Here is a 22,743-nt window from a genome sequence, read left to right on the forward strand (position 1 = left end):
ACAGTGCCAGGCACCGCCCGAAATTTGTCGAAAATACCACAGAAAAAGAACGAGGCGCGGGCCTCGTTCTTACCTATTCGGATTCGGATATGCTGTATTTTGTGATGTAGGGCTGGCCGGAGAAGATGCTTGGGCCTGCTTCAGGTTTGCTGTGGCCGTGTGATTTTCCGAATTCGGCCGATTCCTTCCAGCGCTGGAAGGCGAGTTCGTCGTCCCACGCGGTCAATATGACATACGTGTTTGACTTGATCGGCCTGAGGACGCGGATTGCCTGAAAACCGGGGGTATTCTCGATTTTCCCGGCGCGGTTTTTGAACCGGTATTCGAAAACGGGCCTTCCTTCATCGGTGACAGGAATGTTGTTCATAACGACAAGGCCAGGCCGTCCGAGACTTCCGCTGGATTCGAGCACCTCATATTTCCTTGGTGAAGCAAAGACGGTTTTCCCCTCCGTTTCATGAAGGAGAAGGGCGCCTTCCTCCCCCGACATCAACACCATGTGTTCTTCAGCATGCTTTCCCGCGAGCCTTTCCAAAAAGTCATACGTTCCAGAGGTCATATACAAATTCATACTATCAGCTCCAACTCCAACTATATTTTATGCTCTGTCTGCATTTGGTTCCCATTTTGATTGTTCCTTTTATTACAGACCTGCAAACACAAAAACGACTTTTTTTTGACAGTTGCCTGCTGTGCCTATACACTCTCTACTTTAACAGATATAGTGAAAACAGTATAAAACTGTGAAAGGTTTCTATTTTTACTGTGATTATATTAGAATGGTAAATGAGAAGTTGCGAAAGGTGGAAACTGAGATGAAGCAAATCAACGAAACATTCTTGAAGGCAGCGAGGGGTGAGAAAACAGGCCATGTTCCTGTATGGTATATGCGCCAGGCGGGAAGGTCCCAGCCTGAATACCGTGCCATCAAGGAAAAGTATTCCCTGTTTGAAATTACCCACCAGCCTGAATTGTGTGCGTACGTTACCCGCCTTCCGGTTGAACAATACAATGTCGATGCGGCAATTTTATATAAAGATATCATGACTCCGCTTCCGGCGCTCGGAGTTGAAGTGGACATCAAGGCAGGAATCGGCCCGGTCATCTCCAACCCAATCAAGTCGCTGGCCGATGTTGAAAAGCTAGGGGAAATCAATCCGGAGAAAGACGTTCCTTATGTACTTGAAACAATCAAAATTTTGACCGAGGAACAGTTGTCCGTACCTTTGATAGGTTTTTCCGGAGCACCGTTCACCCTTGCAAGCTATATGATCGAGGGTGGCCCATCAAAGAACTATAACAAAACGAAGGCGTTCATGTACGCCGAGCCGAAAGCATGGTTCGCCCTGATGGACAAACTTGCCGATACAACCATTACATATGTAAAGGCGCAAGTGAAAGCCGGAGTGAGGGCAATCCAGATTTTCGATTCATGGGTTGGCGCATTGAATGTCGCCGACTACCGTTATTATATCAAGCCTGTCATGGAACGGATTTTTTCCGAGCTTAGGGGAGAAAATGTGCCGTTGATCATGTTCGGAGTTGGCGCCAGCCATCTTGCAAGAGAATGGAATGACCTTCCGCTTGATGTCGTCGGGCTCGACTGGAGGCTTCCGATTAGCGAAGCGCGCAAACTCGGCGTAAATAAGACGGTTCAGGGCAACCTTGATCCGGCCATCCTTCTTGCTCCGTGGGAGTTCATCGAGGAACGGGCAAAGGCAATCCTCGATCAGGGAATGGAGCAGCCTGGCTATATTTTCAACCTTGGCCATGGTGTTTTCCCATCCGTAAATCCGGATGTCCTGAAGAGGCTGACAGCGTTCGTCCATGAATATTCATCTTCCAAGTTGAACGGTTAAACAATTATTTAAGATGTTGAAAGTTTAAATGGTGGTATACAGGCCATTTATTTGGCAAAATAAAGAGGGCCTTCCATCAGGGGAGGTTGTGGCCCACTGATGAAAAGTCCAATACTTCTGTCCTTTTTTAAAAAATAGTCTTGAATAAGGGGCAGGGGTACCATGGCGCAAACTCACATCGGCAGGGAGGAATCCCTGCCGTTTATGGTTAATTTCCAATAGAATACATAAAGCAATAAGAGGTGGGAACATGGCAAAAAAGACAATGGGCCTCCTGGTTATGGCATACGGCACACCGTATACCCTTGATGACCTCGAGCGCTACTATACCCATATCCGGCACGGAAGGAAGCCCTCCGATGAAATGATTGAGGAATTAAGAGGCCGTTACGAGGCGATTGGCGGCATTTCACCGCTTTCCCACATTACGGAAGAGCAGGCGAAAGACCTGGAAGCCAGGCTGAATGAAGTCCAGGACGAAATCGAATTTAAAATGTATCTTGGCTTGAAGCATATCGATCCGTTTATTGAGGATGCCGTCAAACAAATGCATGAAGATGGGATTAAAGAAGCGGTCAGCATCGTGCTAGCCCCCCATTTTTCAACCTTCAGCGTAAAATCGTATAACGGAAGGGCGAAGGAAGAAGCGGAAAAGCTTGGCGGGCCGAAGATTGTATCGGTCGAAAGCTGGTACGATGAGCCGAAATTCATTTCGCACTGGGCCAAAAAGGTTAAGGATATTTTTGAAAAAATGCCATCTGGCGAAAAGGATAAAGCGGTGCTCATCGTTTCGGCGCACAGCCTCCCTGAACGGATCCTCCAGTCAGGCGACCCGTATCCGGACCAGCTGAAGGAAACTGCCGATTTAATCGCTGCAGAGGCGGGTATAAACCATTACGCCGTTGGGTGGCAAAGCGCCGGCCAGACTCCGGAGCCTTGGCTTGGCCCGGATGTCCAGGACCTGACAAGGGAGCTGCACGAAAAGCACGGGTACAAGGCATTTGTTTATGTACCGGCGGGCTTTGTGTCGGACCATCTTGAAGTGCTTTATGACAATGATTATGAATGCAAGGTTGTTACAGACGAAATCGGCGCGGAGTATTATCGTCCGAAAATGCCGAACAGCCAGGCTGATTTTATCGACGCCATGGCGGCCGTCATCCTGAAAACACTCGGGAAAGGCGAATAGACTAAGGAAAAAGAAGAGGCGATAGATGTGGAAGGGAAGAAACGAATCGTAATCATAGGAGGGGGGATGGCAGGGCTTGCTTCAACCTACTACCTCCAGAAAGCTGCTCGCGAAAGGAATCTCCCTATAGAAGTGGTCCTCGTGGAAGCTTCCCACCGCCTCGGCGGAAAAATGCAAACCGTTGTCAAAGATGGGTTTATCATTGAACGCGGCCCGGATTCCTTTTTAGCCAGAAAAACGAGCTTGTCAAGGCTTGCGGCTGAAGTGGGGATGGCAGACGAGCTTGTCAGCAATTCCACAGGAAAATCCTATGTACTTGTAAACGACAGGCTCCATCCGATGCCTGGTGGGTCGATTATGGGCATTCCGACCGAAGTCGGGCCTTTCATCACAACCGGACTCTTTTCAATACCGGGGAAAATCCGGGCGGCAGCGGATTTCATCCTTCCGAAATCTCCCGCTGGAAAAGACCAGGCGCTCGGCCATTTTTTCAGAAGAAGGCTTGGGAATGAAGTTGTTGAGAACTTGATTGAACCTCTTCTATCCGGGATTTATGCGGGGAATATTGATAAGATGAGCCTTATGTCGACTTTCCCGCAATTTTACCAGGTTGAGCAGAAACACCGCAGCCTCATTCTAGGGATGAAGAAAACCGCTCCTCTAGCCGCGAAGCAGCCTGCCGCTCCGGTAAAGAGCAAGGGCGGCGGTTTCCTCACGTTCCGGACCGGCCTTCAATCCTTTGTCGACGCCATCGAGGAAAATCTTGAACTCAATTCAGTTCTAAAAGGGTATAAAGTCAGGAACATCGTAAAGGAAGAAGGGTATTATGAGGTGAACCTTTATAATGGGGAACCGATTATTGCGGATTGCGTCATTTCAGCCGTTCCCCACCATGTAGCCCAGTCCATCTTTTCCGATTACGCATTTTTTGACCCGCTGAAGGACATGCCTTCCACCTCCGTGGCTACCGTGGCGATGGCGTTTCCGGAAAGTGCGATTAAAAAGGATATTGATGGGACCGGGTTTGTCGTATCAAGGAACGCCGATTATACGATTACGGCGTGCACCTGGACGCACAAAAAGTGGGCCCACGCCGCACCGCCCGGAAAGGCGCTGCTCCGCTGTTATGTCGGAAGAGCCGGGGATGATACGGTTGTCGACCTGTCCGATGACAAAATTGTCCGGATTGTCCTTGAAGATTTAAATAAAACAATGGAAATAACCGAGCAGCCTGAATTTGTCATCATCTCCCGCTGGAAGGATTCAATGCCGCAGTACACAGTCGGGCACAAGCAAATGCTCGAAACATTGAGGGGACACATTTCGAAAGAACTGCCAGGCGTCTACCTCGCCGGCGCTTCCTACGAAGGAGTCGGCCTCCCCGATTGCATCGACCAGGGCGAAGCCGCTGTCCGCAATGTATTGGATTATCTAAAATTAACATAGGTTTATTGAACGCGCGGGATTTGGTTCCGCGCGTTTTTTGGTGTGGGAAAAAGCGAACAGTGCCTGTCACTCCCCGAATTTTCTTGTTTCACAGAGTGTTTCACAGCTGGAGGTACACGTGCACTACACCGCTTTTTCCGTAGAGGCTGGACCGTCGGACGGATAAATGACCCTCTTTCTGAATAGGATGGTTAAAACGATAATTCCAGGTGGTGGCAATATGAATAAGAAAGAAGACCTCGCAATCCAACAGCTGCTTTTTACTCCGCATAGGATGGAAACCGACGTTCCGATGGGGGCGCTCCCGGTTTATGCGGCATCGACTCCTCCCGTTCCTCCATTTTTACTAAACAGAAAGATAGGCAGATTCGCAGCTGATCCCCCATTAGGCCAGCAGGAAATCCTTTTAAAAAGCAATGTAAAGGGAAGGGATTGAAAGGATGGGCTGGGATTCTACCAGGGTGGATATGAACATTTACTCACAGGGGAAAATTGACCGCCTCGTCTATTCAACTTGCAACCTATGCTCGAATGGCTGTGGATGCTTCATTGCCGTGAACAGTGCCTTGTTATTTATACAAAAATGGTTGTCGAGGGCTATGGAAAGCGGGAATCCTTGTTCATCACACGCCGAAATTTCAGGAACTGGCCCTCCTTTGGTAAAATTTCGAGACTGTCCCTTGTATTTATGGAGTCCGTTTGTTATACTACTTTCTATACAAAATGACTAATATATTCATTTGGTCATTTTGGGAAAATGAGTACGAAATGGAGGTGGAGGTTTGGCAGTCGACCGCAGGCAGCAAATCATTGAAGCCGCGACAAAATCGTTCTCTTTATTTGGGTATAAGGCGACCACCATGGACCAGGTATCCAAGCTTGCCAATGTCGGAAAGGGCACGATTTATACTTTTTTTAAAAATAAGGAAGAGCTTTTCGATGAAATCATCACTTCATTGATTAAGGAAATGAAGGCAGCGGCGGACGCAGCCTTTGATCCTGTCCTCTCCTTTCAAGAAAATGTGCACCGTTCCCTGTTTAAAATGCTAGAATTCCGGAAAGAGCACCAGCTGACGATTAAGCTTTTCCAGGAAGAAAAGGAAATGGGGACCCCGGCGGTCATGGAGGTCATGGCCAGGCTTGAAAAGGCGATCATCACCTACATGAAGGACAGGGTGGCAGCCGCAATCGAGGCAGGCGAAATAAAGGAGTGCGACCCTGAAGTGACGGCATTTATTATTCTTAAGTTGTATATCGCGCTCATTTTTGACTGGGAAAAGAACCATGAGCCGCTCGAAAAGGCGGAAATCGCAAACCTATTTGAACGGTACATTTTTCAAGGATTATCAAACTGACGATAATCCTTAATTTTATCACTTGAATGACCAAATGAACAAAACGGTCACTTATTATCAGGAGGCGCAACAATTGTGAAAAACAACATGATTAAACAGGAACTACTTGCTGTTTTGAAAAACCGCAAACTGCTGATTCCGCTCATTGCCGTCATGTTCATTCCTGTTTTATACGCAGGGATGTTCCTGTGGGCATTTTGGGATCCTTATGACAAGCTGCCTGAACTGCCGGTCGCAGTCGTCAATAGCGACAAAGGAGCCGAATTCAACGGCGAACAGCTTCAACTTGGCGATGACCTTGTTGAAAAGCTGAAGGACAGCAATGAATTTAATTTCAAGATAGTTGGCAAAGAAGAAGGGTACAAGCAGCTCGAAAACCAGAACTATTACATGCTGATTGAGATTCCCGCCAATTTTTCCGAAAATGCAACAACTTTGCTGGAAAACAATCCGAAAAAACTCGATTTGATTTATGTGCCAAACGAAAGCTATAACTTCCTTTCCGCTCAAATCGGAGGAACGGCAATCGATAAAATCAAAGCATCGCTTTCCGCGAAAATCACAGAAACCTATGCAGAAACGATGTTTGATAAAATCGGCGACCTCGCTTCCGGTGTGGAGAAGGCGAGCGAAGGGGCCGGTAAGTTGAACGAAGGATCATCGGAATTGAAGAATGGTTCCGATAAACTGAATAAAAGCCTGCAAACACTTGCTTCGAAAGCAATCGAGTTTTCGGAAGGCGTAAACAAGGTGAATGCCGGAGCCGGTGAAGTAAGCAAGGGAACAAAACAGCTTGCATCCGGGCTTTCAGAACTTCAGGCCGGACACGGAAAAATCACGGCTGGTGCCGGACAGGTGAAGAACGGGGCGGATCAGCTTGCCGCTGGAGCTTCGCAAACAAGGCAGGGGCTAGAAACCCTGAATGGCAAAATGCCTGAACTCGTTGATGGGACAGCCAAGCTTCAACAGGGGGCGCAAGACCTTGCCGCGAAAACCGGGGAATGGCAAAAAGGTTCCATGGATACGGCTGCGGGGGCAGCGACACTTGATGAGAATATCGGAGCAATGGTTCAGCAGCTTCTGCCATTGATGGCCGGCCTTCCGGAAGAGCAGCAAAAAGCAATGAGCGAGAAACTACAAGCGCTTAAAGCGGGTAGCGCGCAGCTTGCTGCAGCCACTGGCCAGCTTAGTGATGGAGCTGGAAAAATCCAATCCGGCGCCGGTACACTTGCCGGCGGTTTGGGTGAGCTGAAAGAGGGTGAAATGCAGGCGCAGCAGGGAATTGGCGCGCTCGCAAAAGGAAGCGCCGCCCTTGAATCTGGCGCGAACAAACTTGTACAGGGACAAGGGGATGTTCTTTCCGGCCTGAAAACGTATGAATCGGAATTTGCGAAGGCCAAGGCGGGTGCAGATGAGCTTGTAGGGGGAGCATCCACGCTATCAGGCGGAACCGGACAGCTTGCATCCGGCACAGGAGCCCTTCAATCGGGTACCGGGAAGCTTGCCGCAGGTTCGGAAAAGCTTGCGCAGGGAACAACTGCCCTCGAGGATGGTTCCAAAGAGCTTGCCGATAAGCTTTCCGACGGCGCAAAAGAAGCGTCCGGCGTAAAAGCTGATGATAAAACGTACAATATGATGGCCGACCCGGTCAAGGTCGACAATCAGAAGATTAACACTGTACCGAACTATGGCACAGGCTTCGCGCCTTACTTCCTGTCACTCGGGCTGTTTGTCGGCGCGCTGCTTCTGTCAATTGTTTTCCCATTAAGGGATCCGGCCGGAGTGCCAAAGAGCGGCATCAGCTGGTTCCTCGGCAAGTTCGGGATTCTTGCGGGAACAGGCATCATCCAGGCACTGCTTGCCGATGCGATCCTTTTGGGCGCGCTTGGCATTCACGTCGAGAGCATTCCGTTATTTGTAGGATTCTCGATTGTGACGAGCCTGACCTTTATCACGCTTATCCAGTTCCTTGTCACAACACTAGGCGACCCGGGACGTTTCATCGCGATCATCATTTTGATTCTGCAGCTAACAACAAGCGCGGGAACATTCCCGCTCGAACTGATCCCGCACTTCTTGCAGAAATTTAACGCGTTCTTGCCAATGACGTATTCGGTCGCGGGCTTCAAGGCGGTCATCTCAAGCGGCGACTTCGCCTTCATGTCGCATAACATGCTTGTATTGTTTGGCTTCATGGCCGCGTTCGTCCTTGGAACATTGGGATATTTCACAACCATGCATAAGAAAAAATTCACCGCGATGGCGAATTAGAATCCAGCAGCCGCCCTTATTTTTAGTGGGCGGCTGTTTTTTCATTTGTTGGCGGGATTTTAGAAATAATAATCGGAACCTTCTTAATCTACTCATCCTATCGTTAGAATTAATGTATAGTTTTGGATATATGTTAGAAGTTTATTATGGAAAGATTGCTATTATTAACATGTATCGGCTTTGTCTCTAATTAGATGACCTTTTCCATTAGTGGTTTCTAGAAGGTCTGCTGCAGCAAGTGCTATTGTGAAATACCCCCTTATTTTCAAGGGAGGGCTATTGAAGACATAAAAACTAAAGGTTAATTACACCTTGATCGGCTGAATGCCTTTCGAGGTTTTTATTTTTGATCAAGTACTGTCCCAAAGGAATTCTCGTAAGCCTTCAATGTGAAGCCCTAAACAAGAAACATGAAAAAGTTTGCTTTTTTGAGTATAGTAAATACTAGGAAAATCAGCGATAATGGGGTGGAATGTATGAAATTGACGGTTATTGGCTTCTGGGGCGGCTACCCTAAGAAAAATGGCGCGAGTACCGGGTATTTGCTTGAGCATGTCGGCTTTAAGCTTCTGATTGATTGCGGCAGCGGCGTTTTGGCAAAGATGCAGAATGTGGTTCAGCCCGAGGAATTGGACGCGGTCATCCTTTCCCACTATCATCCGGACCATATTGCCGATATCGGTGTTCTATACCATGCGAGGCTTATCCAGGGATTTCTCAAAGGAAAGCTTCCAGCGCTTCCGATTTATGGCCATATACAGGATGAGGCCGAATTCAAAAAGCTTACCCATGATGGCGTGACAAAAGGAATCGCCTACAAACCGAATGCGGACCTCAAGCTTGGACCATTCGACATTTCCTTCCTGAAAACAGTCCATCCGGTTCCTTGTTATGCGATGCGGTTTGAAGCGGGCGGGAAATCCGTTGTGTATACGGCGGACACTGCTTTCAAGGAGGAGTTTGTTCCGTTCAGCAAAAATGCGGATGTACTGCTATGCGAATGCAATTTTTACGCGGATCAGTCCGGTCAGGGCGCGGGCCATATGACGAGCACCGAAGCAGGCCGCCTCGCGGAGAATGCAGGGGTCGGCGAGTTAATCTTGACCCATCTGCCGCATTACGGAAATGTTGAACAGCTCGTGGATGAGGCATCAAAGGAATTCGGGGGCAAAGTCCGCCTCGCTGAGGAGTTCATGGAAATTAATTTGTAATGACCCTGGGGTCCAATTTTTAAGCTTTTAAAAAAGCCGCCAGACAAATAGAGAAAAGGGGAATAGATTATGCTGTTTATTGACAACAAAGGAATTACCGATCCGCGCATCAATTTGGCAATCGAGGAATATGCACTGAAAAACCTTGATATTGACCAGACTTATTTGCTTTTTTACATAAACGAGCCATCCATCATCATTGGGAAAAACCAGAATACGATTGAAGAAATCAATACGGATTATGTCGAGGATAACGGCATCCATGTCGTCCGCAGGCTATCTGGCGGAGGGGCGGTTTACCACGATCTGGGCAACTTGAATTTCAGTTTTATTACGAAGGATGACGGGGAAAGCTTCCATAACTTCAAGAAATTCACGGAGCCGGTAGTGGCGGCCCTAGCCAAGCTCGGCGTAAAGGCCGAATTAAGCGGCAGGAACGATATTGTGGCCGAGGGGCGGAAAATTTCCGGCAACGCACAATTTTCAACAAGGGGCAGGATGTTCAGCCACGGCACACTGATGCTCGATTCCGAAATTGATGCTGTCGTTTCGGCGCTTAGGGTTAAACAGGACAAGATAGAATCCAAAGGAATCAAGTCGATCCGCAGCCGGGTTGCCAACATTTCCGAGTTCCTTGACAGGAAAATCAGCATGGAGGAATTCCGTTCCCTGCTCTTGAAATATATTTTCGACGGAGCAGACGATATACCTGAATACGTCCTGACAGAAAGCGACTGGGAAAAAATCCATGAAATCTCAAAGGAACGCTACCAAAACTGGGATTGGAATTATGGGAAATCGCCGAAATTCAATCTGCACCGCACACGCCGCTTTCCAATCGGGTCCATTGATGTTAGGCTTGAAGTGGAAAAGGGGATTATTGAGAACTGCAAGATTTACGGCGACTTTTTCGGGGTCGGCGAGGTCACTGAAATCGAGGAGAAATTAAAAGGCCTCCGGTATGACCGCTCTGAAATCGACCGCGCGCTTGAGGGCGTTGATATCAAGCATTACTTTGGGAACATCACGAAAGAAGAGTTCCTCGAGCTCGTTTATTAATAGTTTAATTCTAAGCCTCCGCCATGATTAGGGTGGAGGCTTTTCCGTTTTTAAGTGGGATGTCGGCCACGGTCAAACTTGAAGATGGTACCCCATATTCTCTATAATAAATTTAGAATATTTTTAATTTTATAGGCGATTGAATGAAAGGCCCGTTCACGCCTAAAGGGGGAGATGGAGTTGAACTTATCGTCCAAGCTTCACGAAACCGCGCAAGCATTGCCCGAAAAACTAGCCTATTATTTTATGGGAAAAGAGACATCTTACGGGGAACTGGACGCCGCGATTACGAAGTTTGCATCAGGGCTTGAGCAGCTGGGGATCAAAAAAGGGGACCATATCGCGCTTCTTCTTGGAAACTCGCCTTACTTTGTCATCAGCCTCTACGGCGCAATAAGGATGGGGGCAACTGTGATACCCGTCAACCCTATCTATAGTCCGGACGAAATCGGCTATATCCTGAATAATGGGGATGTGAAGGCGGTGGTCTCGCTCGATCTTTTGCTGCCAATAGCTGAAAAATCCCACCATCAGCTCCCTAAAATAGAACATTTTATAATCTGTGATTCGAATCAGCCTGAAGCTGCGGGAATAAACAAACAAGAACTCACGATTTACCCAAAAATGAGAGCGTTTACAGACGTGGTGGCTGCAGGCAGGCTTGATTACATCGGGCCGGAACTGCAAGAAGAGGAGACTGCCGTCATTCTCTATACTTCGGGTACTACCGGAAAGCCGAAGGGCGCGATGCTGACACATAAGAACTTGTATAGCAACGCCATTGATATTGGTACGTATTTGAATATGGATGAGAACGACAGGATGATCACAGTCCTGCCAATGTTCCATGTTTTCTGTTTAACGGTCTGTTTGAACGCCCCTTTGATGGCGGGCGCGACGATGCTCATCATTCCTAGATTCAGCCCTAAGGATGTTTTTGATATGGCCAGGGAACAGGGGGCGACGATTTTTGCCGGTGTTCCGACAATGTACAATTTTCTTTATCAATATGAATCCGGGAATCCGGAAGATTTCAAGACGATACGGGTATGTGCATCCGGAGGAGCCTCCATGCCAGTCGCTTTGCTTCTGAATTTCGAGAAAAAGTTCAATGTCCGGGTTTCTGAAGGATATGGGCTATCAGAAGCCTCCCCGGTTACGTGTTTCAATCCGCTTGACCGGGAGCGCAAGCCTGGTTCGATTGGCCTGTCGATTGTAAACGTGGAAAACAAGGTAGTCGATGAGCTAGGCGAGGAAGTTCAGCCTGGACAGGTTGGCGAGCTGATTGTCCGTGGACCCAACGTAATGAAAGGATATTACAAAATGCCGGAAGAAACTGACGCAACGATACGTGACGGCTGGCTGTATACAGGGGACCTGGCGAGGATGGATGACGAAGGTTATTTTTACATCGTGGACAGGAAAAAGGATATGGTCATCGTCGGCGGCTACAATGTGTACCCGCGCGAGGTCGAAGAAGTGCTATACGACCATCCGGAAATCATTGAGGCGGCAGTCGTCGGCATTCCGGATCCTGATTTCGGTGAAGCAGTCGTTGCCTACGCGGTTTCGAAAAATCCGGAATTAACGGAAAGGGAACTGCTTGCTTATTGCGATGAGCGTCTCGCGAAATATAAGGTGCCATCAAGGATTGAATTCCTCGAAGAATTGCCCAAGAATACAACTGGTAAAATTCTGCGTAGGGCACTCAGGTCGCAGGTCATTGAAGCCGCGAAGCAGTAGAGGGATTGCCGCAAATAGGACATCTTCAGCTTATAAGAAGATTAGTTAATAGAAAAATAGTTTAAACATATGGTGTAAAGGGGCAGGCTGCCGTTGTCTGCCCCTTGCCAATGCGAACCTGAAGGGAATGTGGACAATGGATCAGATTTTATTCGAACAAAAAGGCTATATCGGAATCATCACCATCAACAGGCCGGAAGCGATGAATGCATTCAATTATGATACATTGGTCAGGCTTCAGGAAGTTGTTGAGGAAGTGAGTGAAAACAATGACGTGCGGGTTGTGATTTTCACTGGGGCCGGCGGAAAAGCGTTCAGTGTCGGGGCGGATCTGAAGGAAAGAAAAACGCTGACAATTGAACAGGTGCTTCGGAATGTTGGGAAAATCAGCGAGGTATTCAACCTCGTGGACCTGATGCCGCAGCCGACCATTGCGGCCATCAACGGGTTCTGTTTCGGTGGCGGGATGGAGCTTGCCCTTGCCTGCGATTTTCGGATTGCCGAAGAGGGGATCCAGCTTGGCCTTACCGAAACAAGCCTGGCAATCATTCCGGGCGCCGGCGGGACGCAGCGGCTGCCAAGGTTGATTGGCCAAGCGAAAGCGCTGGAACTGATCCTTGGCGCCCACAGGCTGACTGCCGGGGAAGCGAACACGTACGGATTGCTGACGCGGATTGCAGGTGAAGGCAGAGCAATGGAGCAAAGCCTTGAATTTGCCGCACAACTGCTGAACAACGGCCCAATCGCTCTTCGCCAGGCAAAGCTTGCGATTAAAAAGGGAATGGATACCGATTTGCAAACCGGTTTGAAAATCGAGCGGCAGGCATACGAGGGACTCATCCATACGGAAGATCGAGTGGAGGCGCTTGTGGCATTCAGCGAAAAGAGGAAACCGAATTTCCAGGGGAAATAAGGGTTATTGAAGGCGGCAATCCGCTTTGGTTTATCAAGACTGTTTCGCTAATCTATCGAGCCAAAACGGTCTTGATCATTTTCACAGATGCAAGTTTTATAGAAAAAGAGCCAGCGCGCCTCCTCGGGCTTGCTGGCTCTTGCCTATTTTAAAAATTCCCTAACTCTCCTAAACCCACCTGAGCATGAATTTGCAGCCGCCTTTTATGAACGGAAGCAGCGGTAGGTCTTCCTCGATAATCCTTCCGACGACATTGACTTTCTCGTCGGCGGACAGATCTCTTTTCGTAATTTGCACTTCGCCCTGGTAGCGTCCGTAGCGTTCGTTGTCAATCGTGATCGAGCCTGTTACTCGCTCGACTGTATTGAGCGGGGGTACGTTTTTGCTGCCAATGAGCGCGTACATACGTGATTCCATCGAACGGATGACATCCCGCGCACTGTCCTGGCGGTTCGACTGGATGGCCGCGAGTGTTTCAAGGAGGCTTTGGTCTCCTGTAAATGGGCGGGCGCGAAGATAGAAGACGCCATCCCTGTACGCGGAAAATTGTTGTAGCGCCGTTTCGGATACTCCCGGGTCGCCGATAAGGATTTTATCGACGCCTTCATTATCCTTCAAGTCCAGAAAGGCAGCGAAAGGGGATGAAAACCTGTGGTCCTCCAAAGTAGGAAGCCCTTGGAATAAAGGCCCGCGCCTTGTTCCGTCTCCTGGAACAAACGCCATCACCGCAATGCCCTCATTCCGCAGCATGCGGTTTTTCTCCCTGAAGCTTTCCCGTTCCAGCCCGGTTTCCGGCCTTGGGTAAAAATTGTGCCATGCCTCAACGGAACCGGCATTCAGGCCATGGGCTTTCATTGCGCTGATTTCCTCTTGCGTCAGCGTGCTCGCGTTCAGAGCCACCTTCATTTTTTTCGATAGGAGGGCAATTGTTTGCGGCTCTACGCCATAATCGACGCGCAGCCCGCTAAGCCCCCACCCAAGCAGTGTATCAGCTGTTTCCCAAGTGCAGCCAAGGTGCCGCAGCGAATTCGGCGAAATATCCGGAATCAATTCCATATCAAGTTCCCGGGCAAGCTTGCCTAGATGCATCAACTCATCGCGGTAGACGGCCGGATTATCCTCTGGAATATGGAGGGACGTGAAAATCGAGCCGAAGCCATGTTCCTTCATTTTCCGAATATAGGCTTCCTGGCTGGCTACAGACTGTGATAAATAAACGGAAATTCCTAGCATACTCAAAAACTCCTTTCCTATCAGCCAAAAAAAGACCTGGCACCCCGGTAAAAGAGTGCCAAGCCGCTTTATACTTTTACTCTATTAAATATTCTCCGCCATTTCCTCTTTGAAACCAAACAGGTAGGTGAAAATAAATCCGAAAGCATAGGCAAGCAAAATGCCAATTAAATAATATACATATTTGTTATCAACAATTAGCGGAGTCAGGGAAAGCCCTGATACGCCGATTCCGCCCGCGGCTGTCTTCATGACCGCCTGGAATGCGCCGCCAACCGCACCGCCTAAACAGGCCGTGACGAACGGGCGTCCCAGCGGAAGCGTTACCCCGTAAAGGAGCGGTTCGCCAATTCCAAGGAATCCGACAGGAAGACCCCCTTTGATAATGTTACGCAATCTCTTATTCTTAGTTTTTGTGAAAATTGCAATTGCCGCACCAACTTGGCCTGCTCCAGCCATTGCCAGTATTGGAAGAAGCGGAGTGTTGCCAAGTGAGTTAATAAGCTCCAGGTGAATTGGTGTCAAGCCGTGATGAAGACCGACCATGACAAGCGGCAGGAAGAAGCCCGCAAGAATCGCGCCGGCGACAACACCGCCAACTTCAAGGATTGCCTTCAGGCCGGTCGTGATTCCGTCAGCAAGGACGCCCGCGACTGGCATGATAACGATTAACGAAAAGAATCCGACAATTAAAACTGATATGAGGGATGTAAAAATAATATCAACTGAGCTTGGAATAACTTTTCTTACACGTTTTTCAACAACTGTCATCAGCCAGGCGGCAAACATGACACCGAATAATCCGCCTCGGCCAGGTATGAGCGCTTCGCCGAACAATTTAATTTCGGCAAGCCCCGGGCTGAAAAGGACAATACCGGCAATCGCGCCAAGCACTGGCGTTCCGCCAAATTCCCTCGCGGTGTTCCAACCGACAAGGATTGCCAGCGATCCGAATACGGCGCCTCCAAGGACAAGAAGGATTTGCATCCATGTTTGGGTTGGGTCAACGCCGGCGTTTTTCGCGAAGTTTGCCGCCCCATTAATAATACCGGAAGCAACAAGCCCTGGAATAAGAGGGATGAAAATACTTCCGATTCGGCGAAGCAGGTTTTTAATCGGGGTGTTGTTTTTCTTTTTGATAGCCGATTGATTCAAGGCTGCCCTTTCCTCAAGGGTCAAGTCTTCGGGTTCCGCATCTTCGCCAACAACCAAACCTGTTTCCTGGCTCATTTCAGCTGCGACCTTGTTGACCGTGCCTGGGCCGACAACGATTTGAAGGTTGTCATCCTCGATGACGCCCATAACGCCGTCGACTTTCTTCAAAGCTTGGATGTCTGCCTTGGAATCATCCTTCAGATCAAGGCGAAGGCGGGTCATGCAGTGGGCAAGCCTCCTGACATTGTCCTTGCCGCCGATATGCTGAAGGATATCATTGGCCATGCGTTGTTCTTTTTTCACATTTACTCCTCCTATTTTGTCTTTCTTATAAAACCGTTGGACTGTTCAAGCTTTTCCCTGGCTTCCTCATAGGAGGAGCCAAGTAAGATCATTACGATTGCCGCCTTTACGTCTTCGTTGGCTTTTTCGTAAAATGCAGAAGCGGTTTCGTAATCTGTTTCAGTTGCCTGCATGATGATTCGCTTAGAGCGTTCCACCAACTTTTTGTTTGTTGGCTGGACATCCACCATAAGGTTTTTATACACTTTGCCGATTCCAATCATCGATGCGGTGGAAATCATGTTAAGGACCAGCTTCTGTGCGGTTCCGGCCTTTAGCCTTGTCGAGCCGGTGAGGACCTCAGGGCCTGTTTCGACTTCGATGGCGATGTCGGCATACTTGCTGATTTCGCTGTTTTTGTTGCAGCTGAGGCTGACGGTTGTCGCGCCTTTGGCTTTGGCATGCTTCAACGCCCCGATTACATAAGGCGTCCTGCCGCTTGCGGCTATGCCAATGAGTGTGTCATTTTCGTTGACCGAAATGTTATCCAAATCCTCGACGCCGAGCGCCTCATTGTCTTCGGCGCCCTCGACCGCCTTTGTGAACGCTTTCATTCCTCCCGCGATAAAACCCTGAACCATTTCTGGTGGGGATCCGAATGTTGGAACGCATTCAACGGCGTCAAGCACTCCAAGCCTCCCGCTTGTCCCCGCGCCCAAGTAAATCAGGCGGCCGCCTTTGCGAAAGGAAGAAATGGCTTTCTGTACTGCCTCTTCAATCTGGGGAATCTCGCTTGCCACAGATTGGGGAACGGTGAGGTCTTCCTTATTCATTGTTTCAAGGATTTCCTTTACCGACATGAGGTCGAGGTCCATTGTCTTCTCGTTCCTTTTTTCTGTTGTCAGTTTATCAAGCATAGAATCATCCTTATTTTTATTAATGCGTACAACTCTATTTTATTCCTGTGAAATTTAAAGTCAATATAATTTTATTTTTGATTGAATGTAAATTTCAATTATTTCAATATTAAAAAATTAAAGGCGCCTGCCTTTTTGAAGTGCAGCCGCCTGTTTTTAAACTTATTCTTAAAAAGAGCATTTAGATTACTTCAACCATTAGCGCCTTAGTTTCATAACTTCGTCACGCGCTTCGTGGTAGTGTTCGACGACCTTTTCGCCGACTAGGTTGAACACGCTTAAGTAGAGCGCGTCAATAATATTCAGCTGCGTCATTCTTGAAGAAATGGTCCCGACCCGGAAATCCTGTTCAACCGCCGGGGTGCAAAGCCGAATGTCCGCCATTTTATATAAAGGCGATTTATCAAGGTTGGTAAGCGCAATGACAGTTGCGCCTTTTTTTTGTGCGAATTCGGCCAGCTCCAGGACATCCTTTGTTTTTCCCGACATGGAGATGGCTAAAAAGATGTCATTGGCCGATAGGTAGGGAATCAGGGACAACAGGTAATGGAAATCATGCGACATGACCGAATGGTATCCCAGCTTGGAAAATTTATAATGGGCGTCAAAGGCGACGGTCGCCGATCCGCCGACGCCAAAGAAAATCATTTTTGATGCGTTTGAAACTGCCTGGACGGCCCGCTCAAGTTCCTTCCTGTCAAGGGAGGCGAGTGACGATTCGATAGCCGATTTATTTGTATACGTAATCCTGTGGAACAGGTCGTACGGAGAGTCTTTATGCTGCAAAATTGAAAAATCGGTCAGGCTTGTACCCGAAAGAGCGTTGTGTTTCGCAAGTTCCAGCTTGAACGATTTGAAGCTCCCGATTCCGATGGACTTGCAAAAGCGTACGACACTTGACTCGCTGACCCCGGTTTTTTGCGATAAATCTTTTGTTGTCATGTTCGGAACAAATTCGGGATGGCAGATAATATACTTTCCGATCATCCGCTCCGCTTCCGATAAATTTTCCAGTTCGCGCTCAATCCTTGCCAACAGAGTATTCACATTTTCCAGCTCCCAGGTTAAATTCGCTATTACCATCATAGGGTGAAAAATGTCCCGGCGCAATATTCACCGGTGTGTCCTTTTTAGTAAAATTTCAGGCTACCCATTTCCTGAAAATTTGATAAAATGTATTTTTAAATAATAGTTCATACATAAAAAGGAACGGGGGATTGGAAATGGCAGAAACAACGGCAGGGAGGATTTCACCTTCCACCGACTTTAAAGCCGGTTCACAGGCTGGCATCAGCATCGCAATCGGCTACTTTCCAATAGCCCTGACATTCGGGCTTTTGGCTAAAACTGCCGGACTATCAATAGGGGAAACATTCCTGATGAGCCTTGTGGTGTTCGCGGGGGCTTCGCAGTATATATCGTTAAGCCTCCTTACTCTTGGGACGGGCACCTTTGAAATCGTCCTGACAACCTTCATCGTCAATATCAGGCATTTCCTGATGGCGACCTCGCTGAACGAGAAGGCGCAGGAAGGGGATGTCGCCGCGAAAGCTGTCTATTCATTCGGTTTGACCGATGAAACCTTTTCGGTCGCGGCTACGAAGGAAGGGGAAGTCCGGAAAGGATATATGTTCGGCCTTGTGCTCATTTCGTATTTTAGCTGGGTTATTTTTTCCGGAGTCGGCCATTTGATTGGTGCGAATCTTCCGAAGATCCTTCAGGAGAGTATGACGGTCGCGCTGTATGCCATGTTTATCGGGCTGCTCGTTCCTTCCATGAAAAAAAGCGCAAAGGCGATTTATCTAGCTGCAATGGCAGCGGCCTTCAATACGATTTTTACAATGGGGAAAATCCTTGAACCGGGCTGGGCGATTGTCGTTGCGACCCTGTTGGCCTCCATTATCGCGGAGGCGGTTGTATACCTGAGGGGAAGGACGGTGCCTGGCCATGAAGAGTGAGATTGTCTGGATGATTATCGGTATGGGGATTGTAACGTATCTTCCGCGGATGCTGCCATTTGTCCTTTTTAAAGGAAAGGAATTGCCTTCGTTTTTACAGGGCGTATTGAAAAATGTGCCATTCGCAACGCTTGGCGCGCTTATTTTTCCGGGAATTCTTTTCATACACGAAGATATACGATATGGAATCATTGGTGCGGCGGCCGCTTTCATCGCCGCATTCCTTGGTGCGAATGTCATCGTCGTCGTTCTAGGCTCCATCGCCGTTTTGACCGTCTTTTCGGGAATGCTATAATAAATGCCGGTTCCAAGCGGGCCGGCTTTTCTTTTGGAAAATACATAAAACAAGGACAAACTGTTCTAAACACATTCATTTTTACTAAACTAATAAGAGACAGGCTGTACAAAAAGGAGGACAATTTATGGCAAGGAAGATGGGGGTCTTCTCAATCCTGGCTTTTGCGCTTTACGGGCTTTTCTTTTATTGGTACTTATTCCATTTGTCAAGTTCCTCCCTGCCGTTTGAATACCAGGGGACGAGCGCCGATCCCGTCACATTCATGAATGGAAGGGAACTCATGCTCACCGAAGAATATTCGAAAACGAGGAATTTGCTGTTTTTCCTCTCATCTCCTTGGGAATGGCTTTTTTACATCCTTATTTTGCTAACAGGGCTGAACAGTTGTTTTAAGCGATGGGCGGAAGAGGCCACAAAGCGAAAAATTTTCAGGCTGCCGATTTATTTATTCTGGCTCTCGTTTGTCGGCTACCTTGCCGCCCTTCCGTTAAGCTATATTAGCTATTCCCTTTCCAAAACATACAATATATCAACCCAGACATTTCCATCTTGGATGAAGGATGAATTAATTGATTTCTGGCTCAATTACGGGCTGCTGCTCATTATCGTGCCGGTGCTGTACTTTCTTTTAAAAAAGAGCCCAAAGCGATGGTGGGTGTTTGCATGGCTGTTGTCGGTCCCATTCACGCTGTTCATGATGTTCCTTCAGCCAGTCATTATCGATCCGCTTTACAACGACTTTTACCCTTTGAAAAATAAAGAGCTTGAGGCGAAAATCCTGGACCTTGCCTCCAAGGCCCATATACCGGCCAAGCATGTTTATGAAGTGAATATGGCTGAAAAAACAAACGCGATGAATGCCTATGTCACGGGAATCGGCTCGAATTCCCGGATTGTCCTTTGGGATACCACGCTGAACAAACTTACAGATGACCAAATCCTGTTCATCATGGCCCATGAAATGGGGCATTACGTGGAGAAGCACCTGTACTTCGGGATCGCCGGCTATTTGCTGTTGTCGCTGCTTGGCCTTTATTTGGTCCATACCCTCATGCAGCAAGTACTTGCGAAATGGGGGCGTGAAGTGAAAATTCCGGCCGCATCGGATTACCGGAGCCTCCCGCTGATTTTGCTGCTCCTGTCGATGCTCATGTTTTTCTCAAGCCCGTTCTCGAATGTCGTTTCGCGCTACCAGGAAGCCAGGGCCGATACGTATGCGCTTAATATGACAAAAAATCCGGGCGCTGGAATCGGCAGCTTTCAGCAATTGACCAAGGCCGGGTTGAGCCAGGTGAATCCTCCTTTCCTTGTAAAAATGTTCCGATACGGCCATCCTACGATGCTTGAGCGGATATCGATGCTCGATGAGTATGAAGTGAAACATAGGAAGGATTGACGCGTTTATAAATTGTTTATATTTAGGGCCGGATCTCCGGCTCTTTTTTGTTTTCTAAAAGCATAAATTGTCCGCAGTACCCGTGGGATAAAGACCCAGTCCATTTCATATAGTTACGTGAGTGATATTTTAAAGGGTGGTGGGCGGTATGGAGATTACGGTGAGGAGAGGAGATTCTTTCTGGTATTACAGCCAGTTATATAAAATTCCCCTTCAGCTCATAACTGATTCGAATCCGGGGATAAGCCCGTCGGCGCTTTCGGTTGGCCAGAGGGTGCGGATTCCCGGCTTTGTAGCGACCGGCTATCAAATAAGGGCGGGCGATACGTTGTGGGGGATTGCCCGAAGCCGGAATCTTCAGCTAGATGCCCTTCTATTGGCCAATCCCGGCATCAACCCAAACCAAATTCGAATTGGGCAAATGATTCGCCTCCCTACTCGAATAACCTGGAGGCTTGTCCAAGGGCGGCGGAATTATGACCACCAGGCAATGATGAACGATCTGGGGAGGCTGCAGAATGTGTATCCCTTTCTCCAGGTGTCTTCCATCGGGAATACTGTTGTAGGAAGGAATATTCCGGAAGCCATTGTCGGAAAAGGGCGTAAAAGGGTTCATTATAATGGGTCTTTTCACGCGAATGAGTGGATTACCACTCCAGTCCTAATGACATTCTTGAATGATTATCTTTTAGCCTTAACCAACCAAACGGGCATTAGGGGAAGGGCGGCATTGCCGTTATACCAGCAGTCCACACTATCCATTGTCCCGATGGTTAATCCGGACGGGGTCCATTTAGTGATAAATGGGCTGCCGGAGAACGACCCTTGGAGGAGCAGGGTAATTGCCTGGAACAAGGGGAGTACAAATTTTTCAGGCTGGAAGGCCAATATCAGGGGAGTAGACCTGAATGACCAGTTCCCCGCCAGATGGGAACTTGAACGGGCACGAAATCCCAAAGTGCCCGGCCCAAGGGACTACGGCGGAGAAAGGCCTCTGTCCGAGCCGGAAGCCATTGCCATGGCGGATCTGACTAGAAGGCGGGATTTTTCCAGAGTCATTGCCTTTCATACCCAGGGACAGATTATTTATTGGGGATTTGAAAATCTTGAACCGCCTGAATCGGCTGCACTTGCAAGGGAATTTGGGAGGGTAAGCGGTTATGAACCGGTCAAGACAATCGAAAGCTACGCTGGATACAAGGACTGGTTCATCCAGGATTGGCGCCGGCCTGGGTTTACTGTTGAATTGGGGAGGGGAACCAATCCGCTGCCGATTGCCCAATTTGATGAGATTTACCAAGACACCCTTGGAATTCTTTTAGCGGGCCTGTATAGCTGATTTTTAAAGGTTTAAAATTTATTAGGTTACGGCGCTAAACGGGCGCTTGCGCTTTTCTAATAAGACGGGAATTTTTTCTTTTCCGCTCCGTTCATGCTAAAATTTTGGCAATGATGAACGGAGGCTGATGGCCATGTGCGGAAGATTTTCATTAATTACGGATGTATATGCGTTAATGCGGCAGTATCAATTTGAATTCGATGGAGAGTTCGAACCGCGCTACAATATCGCCCCGGGAACGGATATCATGGCGATTGCCTGCAATGGCGGGAAACGGGTTGGCGGTGAATTGCGCTGGGGGCTGATCCCCTTTTGGGCCGATAATGAAAAAGTCGGCTATAAAATGATCAACGCCCGCGCCGAGACCGTCCATGAGAAAGCAAGCTTCCGGAATCCGCTTAAATCAAAGCGGTGCCTTATTCCGGCTGACGGCTATTTTGAATGGAAGAGGGAAGGGAAGGCGAAGCGCCCTTTCCGTTTTATAAATAAGGACAATAGCCCTTTCATGTTTGCCGGGCTTTACGATGTATGGGATAAAGGGGGAACGCCGATTTTTTCCTGCACCATCATTACGACAGCGGCGAACGAAAAGACTGCTGAAATCCATGACCGGATGCCCGCCATCCTTACGCCCGATGAGCAGGATGTCTGGCTAGACCCGGCCATGAGTGATACCATTGCGCTTACCTCTCTTTTAAAACCGTATCCTTCCGAAAAAATCGATTTCTATGAAGTTTCAACACTTGTCAATTCGGCAAGGAATGAAAACAGAGAAATCATCGCCCCATTGAACAGCAAGTAACGAAGAGAGCAACGCAGTATACAAAAAATCCGTCCCGCGTCCGGGACGGATTTTTGGGGTTAAGCCCCAAATCTCTTTTTTAAATTGGCCAGGGAATGGGTCAAATTGATAAATGCCGGTTTGTCGCCTTGATCAAGTGCTTCATCGATCGTGCGCAGCAATTTTTCTTTTTCAATGTTCAACTGGATTTCATTCAGCAGCATCTCAATGTATAATTCCTGAAGCGACGACTGTTTTGCCTTCTCCCTTTTCATGGCGCCGATTTTCATCAGCTCTGTGTAGGATTTCTCATTCATTTAAATCCCCCCTGCTGCTTT

Annotated in this window: 21 protein-coding genes; 15 read left to right on the top strand and 6 right to left on the bottom strand. The window is 48.3% G+C overall.

Going from position 1 to position 22,743, the window contains the following annotated elements; translation table 11 throughout:
- Positions 1-73 precede the first annotated feature (73 nt).
- Positions 74-571, bottom strand: a complete 498-nt coding sequence (locus DRW41_RS17270) for an antibiotic biosynthesis monooxygenase family protein (protein WP_115453275.1) — start codon at positions 569-571, stop codon at positions 74-76.
- Positions 572-815: 244 nt separating this feature from the next.
- Here DRW41_RS17270 and hemE point away from each other — a divergent pair, with 244 nt between their 5' ends.
- The 10 genes from hemE to DRW41_RS17330 all read left to right on the top strand — a co-directional run bounded on the left by hemE (position 816) and on the right by DRW41_RS17330 (position 13,046).
- Positions 816-1,859, top strand: a complete 1,044-nt coding sequence (hemE, locus tag DRW41_RS17275) for a uroporphyrinogen decarboxylase (protein WP_115453276.1) — start codon at positions 816-818, stop codon at positions 1,857-1,859.
- Between the two features lie 250 nt (positions 1,860-2,109).
- Positions 2,110-3,048 (top strand): ferrochelatase, encoded by a 939-nt coding sequence (hemH, locus tag DRW41_RS17285; RefSeq protein ID WP_115453278.1) that lies wholly within the window; start codon positions 2,110-2,112, stop codon positions 3,046-3,048.
- Positions 3,049-3,075: 27 nt separating this feature from the next.
- Positions 3,076-4,494, top strand: coding sequence for a protoporphyrinogen oxidase (hemY, locus tag DRW41_RS17290; protein ID WP_115453279.1), 1,419 nt, complete (start codon positions 3,076-3,078; stop codon positions 4,492-4,494).
- A gap of 220 nt (positions 4,495-4,714) precedes the next feature.
- A complete protein-coding gene (locus DRW41_RS17295) occupies positions 4,715-4,930 on the top strand; it encodes a hypothetical protein (protein WP_115453280.1) in 216 nt (71 codons plus the stop codon).
- A 346-nt stretch (positions 4,931-5,276) separates the two neighbouring features.
- Positions 5,277-5,849, top strand: coding sequence for a TetR/AcrR family transcriptional regulator (locus DRW41_RS17305; RefSeq protein WP_115453282.1), 573 nt, complete (start codon positions 5,277-5,279; stop codon positions 5,847-5,849).
- 75 nt (positions 5,850-5,924) lie between these two features.
- A complete protein-coding gene (locus tag DRW41_RS17310) occupies positions 5,925-8,120 on the top strand; it encodes a YhgE/Pip domain-containing protein (RefSeq protein ID WP_245959480.1) in 2,196 nt (731 codons plus the stop codon).
- A gap of 476 nt (positions 8,121-8,596) precedes the next feature.
- Positions 8,597-9,331, top strand: coding sequence for an MBL fold metallo-hydrolase (locus DRW41_RS17315; RefSeq protein WP_115453284.1), 735 nt, complete (start codon positions 8,597-8,599; stop codon positions 9,329-9,331).
- 69 nt (positions 9,332-9,400) lie between these two features.
- Positions 9,401-10,390: a lipoate--protein ligase gene (gene lplA, locus DRW41_RS17320; RefSeq protein ID WP_115453285.1), complete on the top strand. Its 990-nt coding sequence runs from the start codon at positions 9,401-9,403 to the stop codon at positions 10,388-10,390.
- A gap of 180 nt (positions 10,391-10,570) precedes the next feature.
- On the top strand, positions 10,571-12,133 hold the full coding sequence (locus DRW41_RS17325; protein ID WP_115453286.1) for a fatty acid--CoA ligase family protein: 1,563 nt from the start codon (positions 10,571-10,573) through the stop codon (positions 12,131-12,133).
- Positions 12,134-12,269: 136 nt separating this feature from the next.
- Positions 12,270-13,046 (top strand): enoyl-CoA hydratase-related protein, encoded by a 777-nt coding sequence (locus tag DRW41_RS17330; protein WP_115453287.1) that lies wholly within the window; start codon positions 12,270-12,272, stop codon positions 13,044-13,046.
- Between the two features lie 168 nt (positions 13,047-13,214).
- On the opposite strand, the gene DRW41_RS17335 is transcribed toward DRW41_RS17330, so the two are convergent.
- The 4 genes from DRW41_RS17335 to DRW41_RS17350 form a co-directional block, all read right to left on the bottom strand.
- Complete coding sequence (locus DRW41_RS17335) at positions 13,215-14,279, bottom strand: DUF871 domain-containing protein (RefSeq protein ID WP_115453288.1); 1,065 nt, start codon at positions 14,277-14,279, stop codon at positions 13,215-13,217.
- Positions 14,280-14,363: 84 nt separating this feature from the next.
- Positions 14,364-15,737: a PTS transporter subunit EIIC gene (locus tag DRW41_RS17340; protein ID WP_115453289.1), complete on the bottom strand. Its 1,374-nt coding sequence runs from the start codon at positions 15,735-15,737 to the stop codon at positions 14,364-14,366.
- Between the two features lie 11 nt (positions 15,738-15,748).
- Complete coding sequence (murQ, locus tag DRW41_RS17345; protein WP_115453290.1) at positions 15,749-16,633, bottom strand: N-acetylmuramic acid 6-phosphate etherase; 885 nt, start codon at positions 16,631-16,633, stop codon at positions 15,749-15,751.
- A 198-nt stretch (positions 16,634-16,831) separates the two neighbouring features.
- Complete coding sequence (locus tag DRW41_RS17350; RefSeq protein ID WP_115453427.1) at positions 16,832-17,680, bottom strand: MurR/RpiR family transcriptional regulator; 849 nt, start codon at positions 17,678-17,680, stop codon at positions 16,832-16,834.
- 176 nt (positions 17,681-17,856) lie between these two features.
- Between DRW41_RS17350 and DRW41_RS17355 the strand changes: the two genes are divergently transcribed.
- From DRW41_RS17355 to DRW41_RS17375, 5 genes are all read left to right on the top strand, one after another.
- On the top strand, positions 17,857-18,591 hold the full coding sequence (locus DRW41_RS17355) for an AzlC family ABC transporter permease (protein WP_115453291.1): 735 nt from the start codon (positions 17,857-17,859) through the stop codon (positions 18,589-18,591).
- A complete protein-coding gene (locus DRW41_RS17360; RefSeq protein ID WP_115453292.1) occupies positions 18,581-18,886 on the top strand; it encodes an AzlD domain-containing protein in 306 nt (101 codons plus the stop codon). Before DRW41_RS17355 ends, DRW41_RS17360 begins: the two co-directional genes overlap by 11 nt.
- Positions 18,887-19,013: 127 nt before the next feature.
- A complete protein-coding gene (locus DRW41_RS17365; protein ID WP_115453293.1) occupies positions 19,014-20,285 on the top strand; it encodes a M48 family metallopeptidase in 1,272 nt (423 codons plus the stop codon).
- A gap of 148 nt (positions 20,286-20,433) precedes the next feature.
- Positions 20,434-21,624, top strand: coding sequence for a M14 family metallopeptidase (locus DRW41_RS17370; RefSeq protein ID WP_115453294.1), 1,191 nt, complete (start codon positions 20,434-20,436; stop codon positions 21,622-21,624).
- 133 nt (positions 21,625-21,757) lie between these two features.
- The gene (locus tag DRW41_RS17375) at positions 21,758-22,426 is read left to right on the top strand and encodes an SOS response-associated peptidase (protein ID WP_115453295.1); all 669 of its coding nucleotides are present in this window, start codon (positions 21,758-21,760) and stop codon (positions 22,424-22,426) included.
- 59 nt (positions 22,427-22,485) lie between these two features.
- Here DRW41_RS17375 and DRW41_RS17380 read toward each other — a convergent pair whose 3' ends face one another.
- Positions 22,486-22,722, bottom strand: a complete 237-nt coding sequence (locus DRW41_RS17380) for an IDEAL domain-containing protein (RefSeq protein ID WP_115453296.1) — start codon at positions 22,720-22,722, stop codon at positions 22,486-22,488.
- Positions 22,723-22,743 lie beyond the last annotated feature (21 nt).

Origin of the sequence: Neobacillus piezotolerans (genome assembly GCF_003362805.1) — a bacterium.
GTDB lineage: Bacteria > Bacillota > Bacilli > Bacillales > Cytobacillaceae > Bacillus_D > Bacillus_D piezotolerans.

What these genes read in the sequence shown, in the direction of transcription:
- DRW41_RS17365 (WP_115453293.1), top strand. Translation starts at nt 19,014, where the DNA reads ATGGCAAGGAAGATGGGGGTCTTCTCAATCCTGGCTTTTGCGCTTTAC.
- hemE (WP_115453276.1), top strand. Translation starts at nt 816, where the DNA reads ATGAAGCAAATCAACGAAACATTCTTGAAGGCAGCGAGGGGTGAGAAA.
- hemH (WP_115453278.1), top strand. Translation starts at nt 2,110, where the DNA reads ATGGCAAAAAAGACAATGGGCCTCCTGGTTATGGCATACGGCACACCG.
- murQ (WP_115453290.1), bottom strand. Translation starts at nt 16,633, where the DNA reads ATGCTTGATAAACTGACAACAGAAAAAAGGAACGAGAAGACAATGGAC.
- DRW41_RS17335 (WP_115453288.1), bottom strand. Translation starts at nt 14,279, where the DNA reads ATGCTAGGAATTTCCGTTTATTTATCACAGTCTGTAGCCAGCCAGGAA.
- DRW41_RS17375 (WP_115453295.1), top strand. Translation starts at nt 21,758, where the DNA reads ATGTGCGGAAGATTTTCATTAATTACGGATGTATATGCGTTAATGCGG.
- DRW41_RS17330 (WP_115453287.1), top strand. Translation starts at nt 12,270, where the DNA reads ATGGATCAGATTTTATTCGAACAAAAAGGCTATATCGGAATCATCACC.
- DRW41_RS17355 (WP_115453291.1), top strand. Translation starts at nt 17,857, where the DNA reads ATGGCAGAAACAACGGCAGGGAGGATTTCACCTTCCACCGACTTTAAA.
- lplA (WP_115453285.1), top strand. Translation starts at nt 9,401, where the DNA reads ATGCTGTTTATTGACAACAAAGGAATTACCGATCCGCGCATCAATTTG.
- DRW41_RS17295 (WP_115453280.1), top strand. Translation starts at nt 4,715, where the DNA reads ATGAATAAGAAAGAAGACCTCGCAATCCAACAGCTGCTTTTTACTCCG.
- DRW41_RS17380 (WP_115453296.1), bottom strand. Translation starts at nt 22,722, where the DNA reads ATGAATGAGAAATCCTACACAGAGCTGATGAAAATCGGCGCCATGAAA.
- DRW41_RS17360 (WP_115453292.1), top strand. Translation starts at nt 18,581, where the DNA reads ATGAAGAGTGAGATTGTCTGGATGATTATCGGTATGGGGATTGTAACG.
- DRW41_RS17270 (WP_115453275.1), bottom strand. Translation starts at nt 571, where the DNA reads ATGAATTTGTATATGACCTCTGGAACGTATGACTTTTTGGAAAGGCTC.
- DRW41_RS17315 (WP_115453284.1), top strand. Translation starts at nt 8,597, where the DNA reads ATGAAATTGACGGTTATTGGCTTCTGGGGCGGCTACCCTAAGAAAAAT.
- DRW41_RS17370 (WP_115453294.1), top strand. Translation starts at nt 20,434, where the DNA reads ATGGAGATTACGGTGAGGAGAGGAGATTCTTTCTGGTATTACAGCCAG.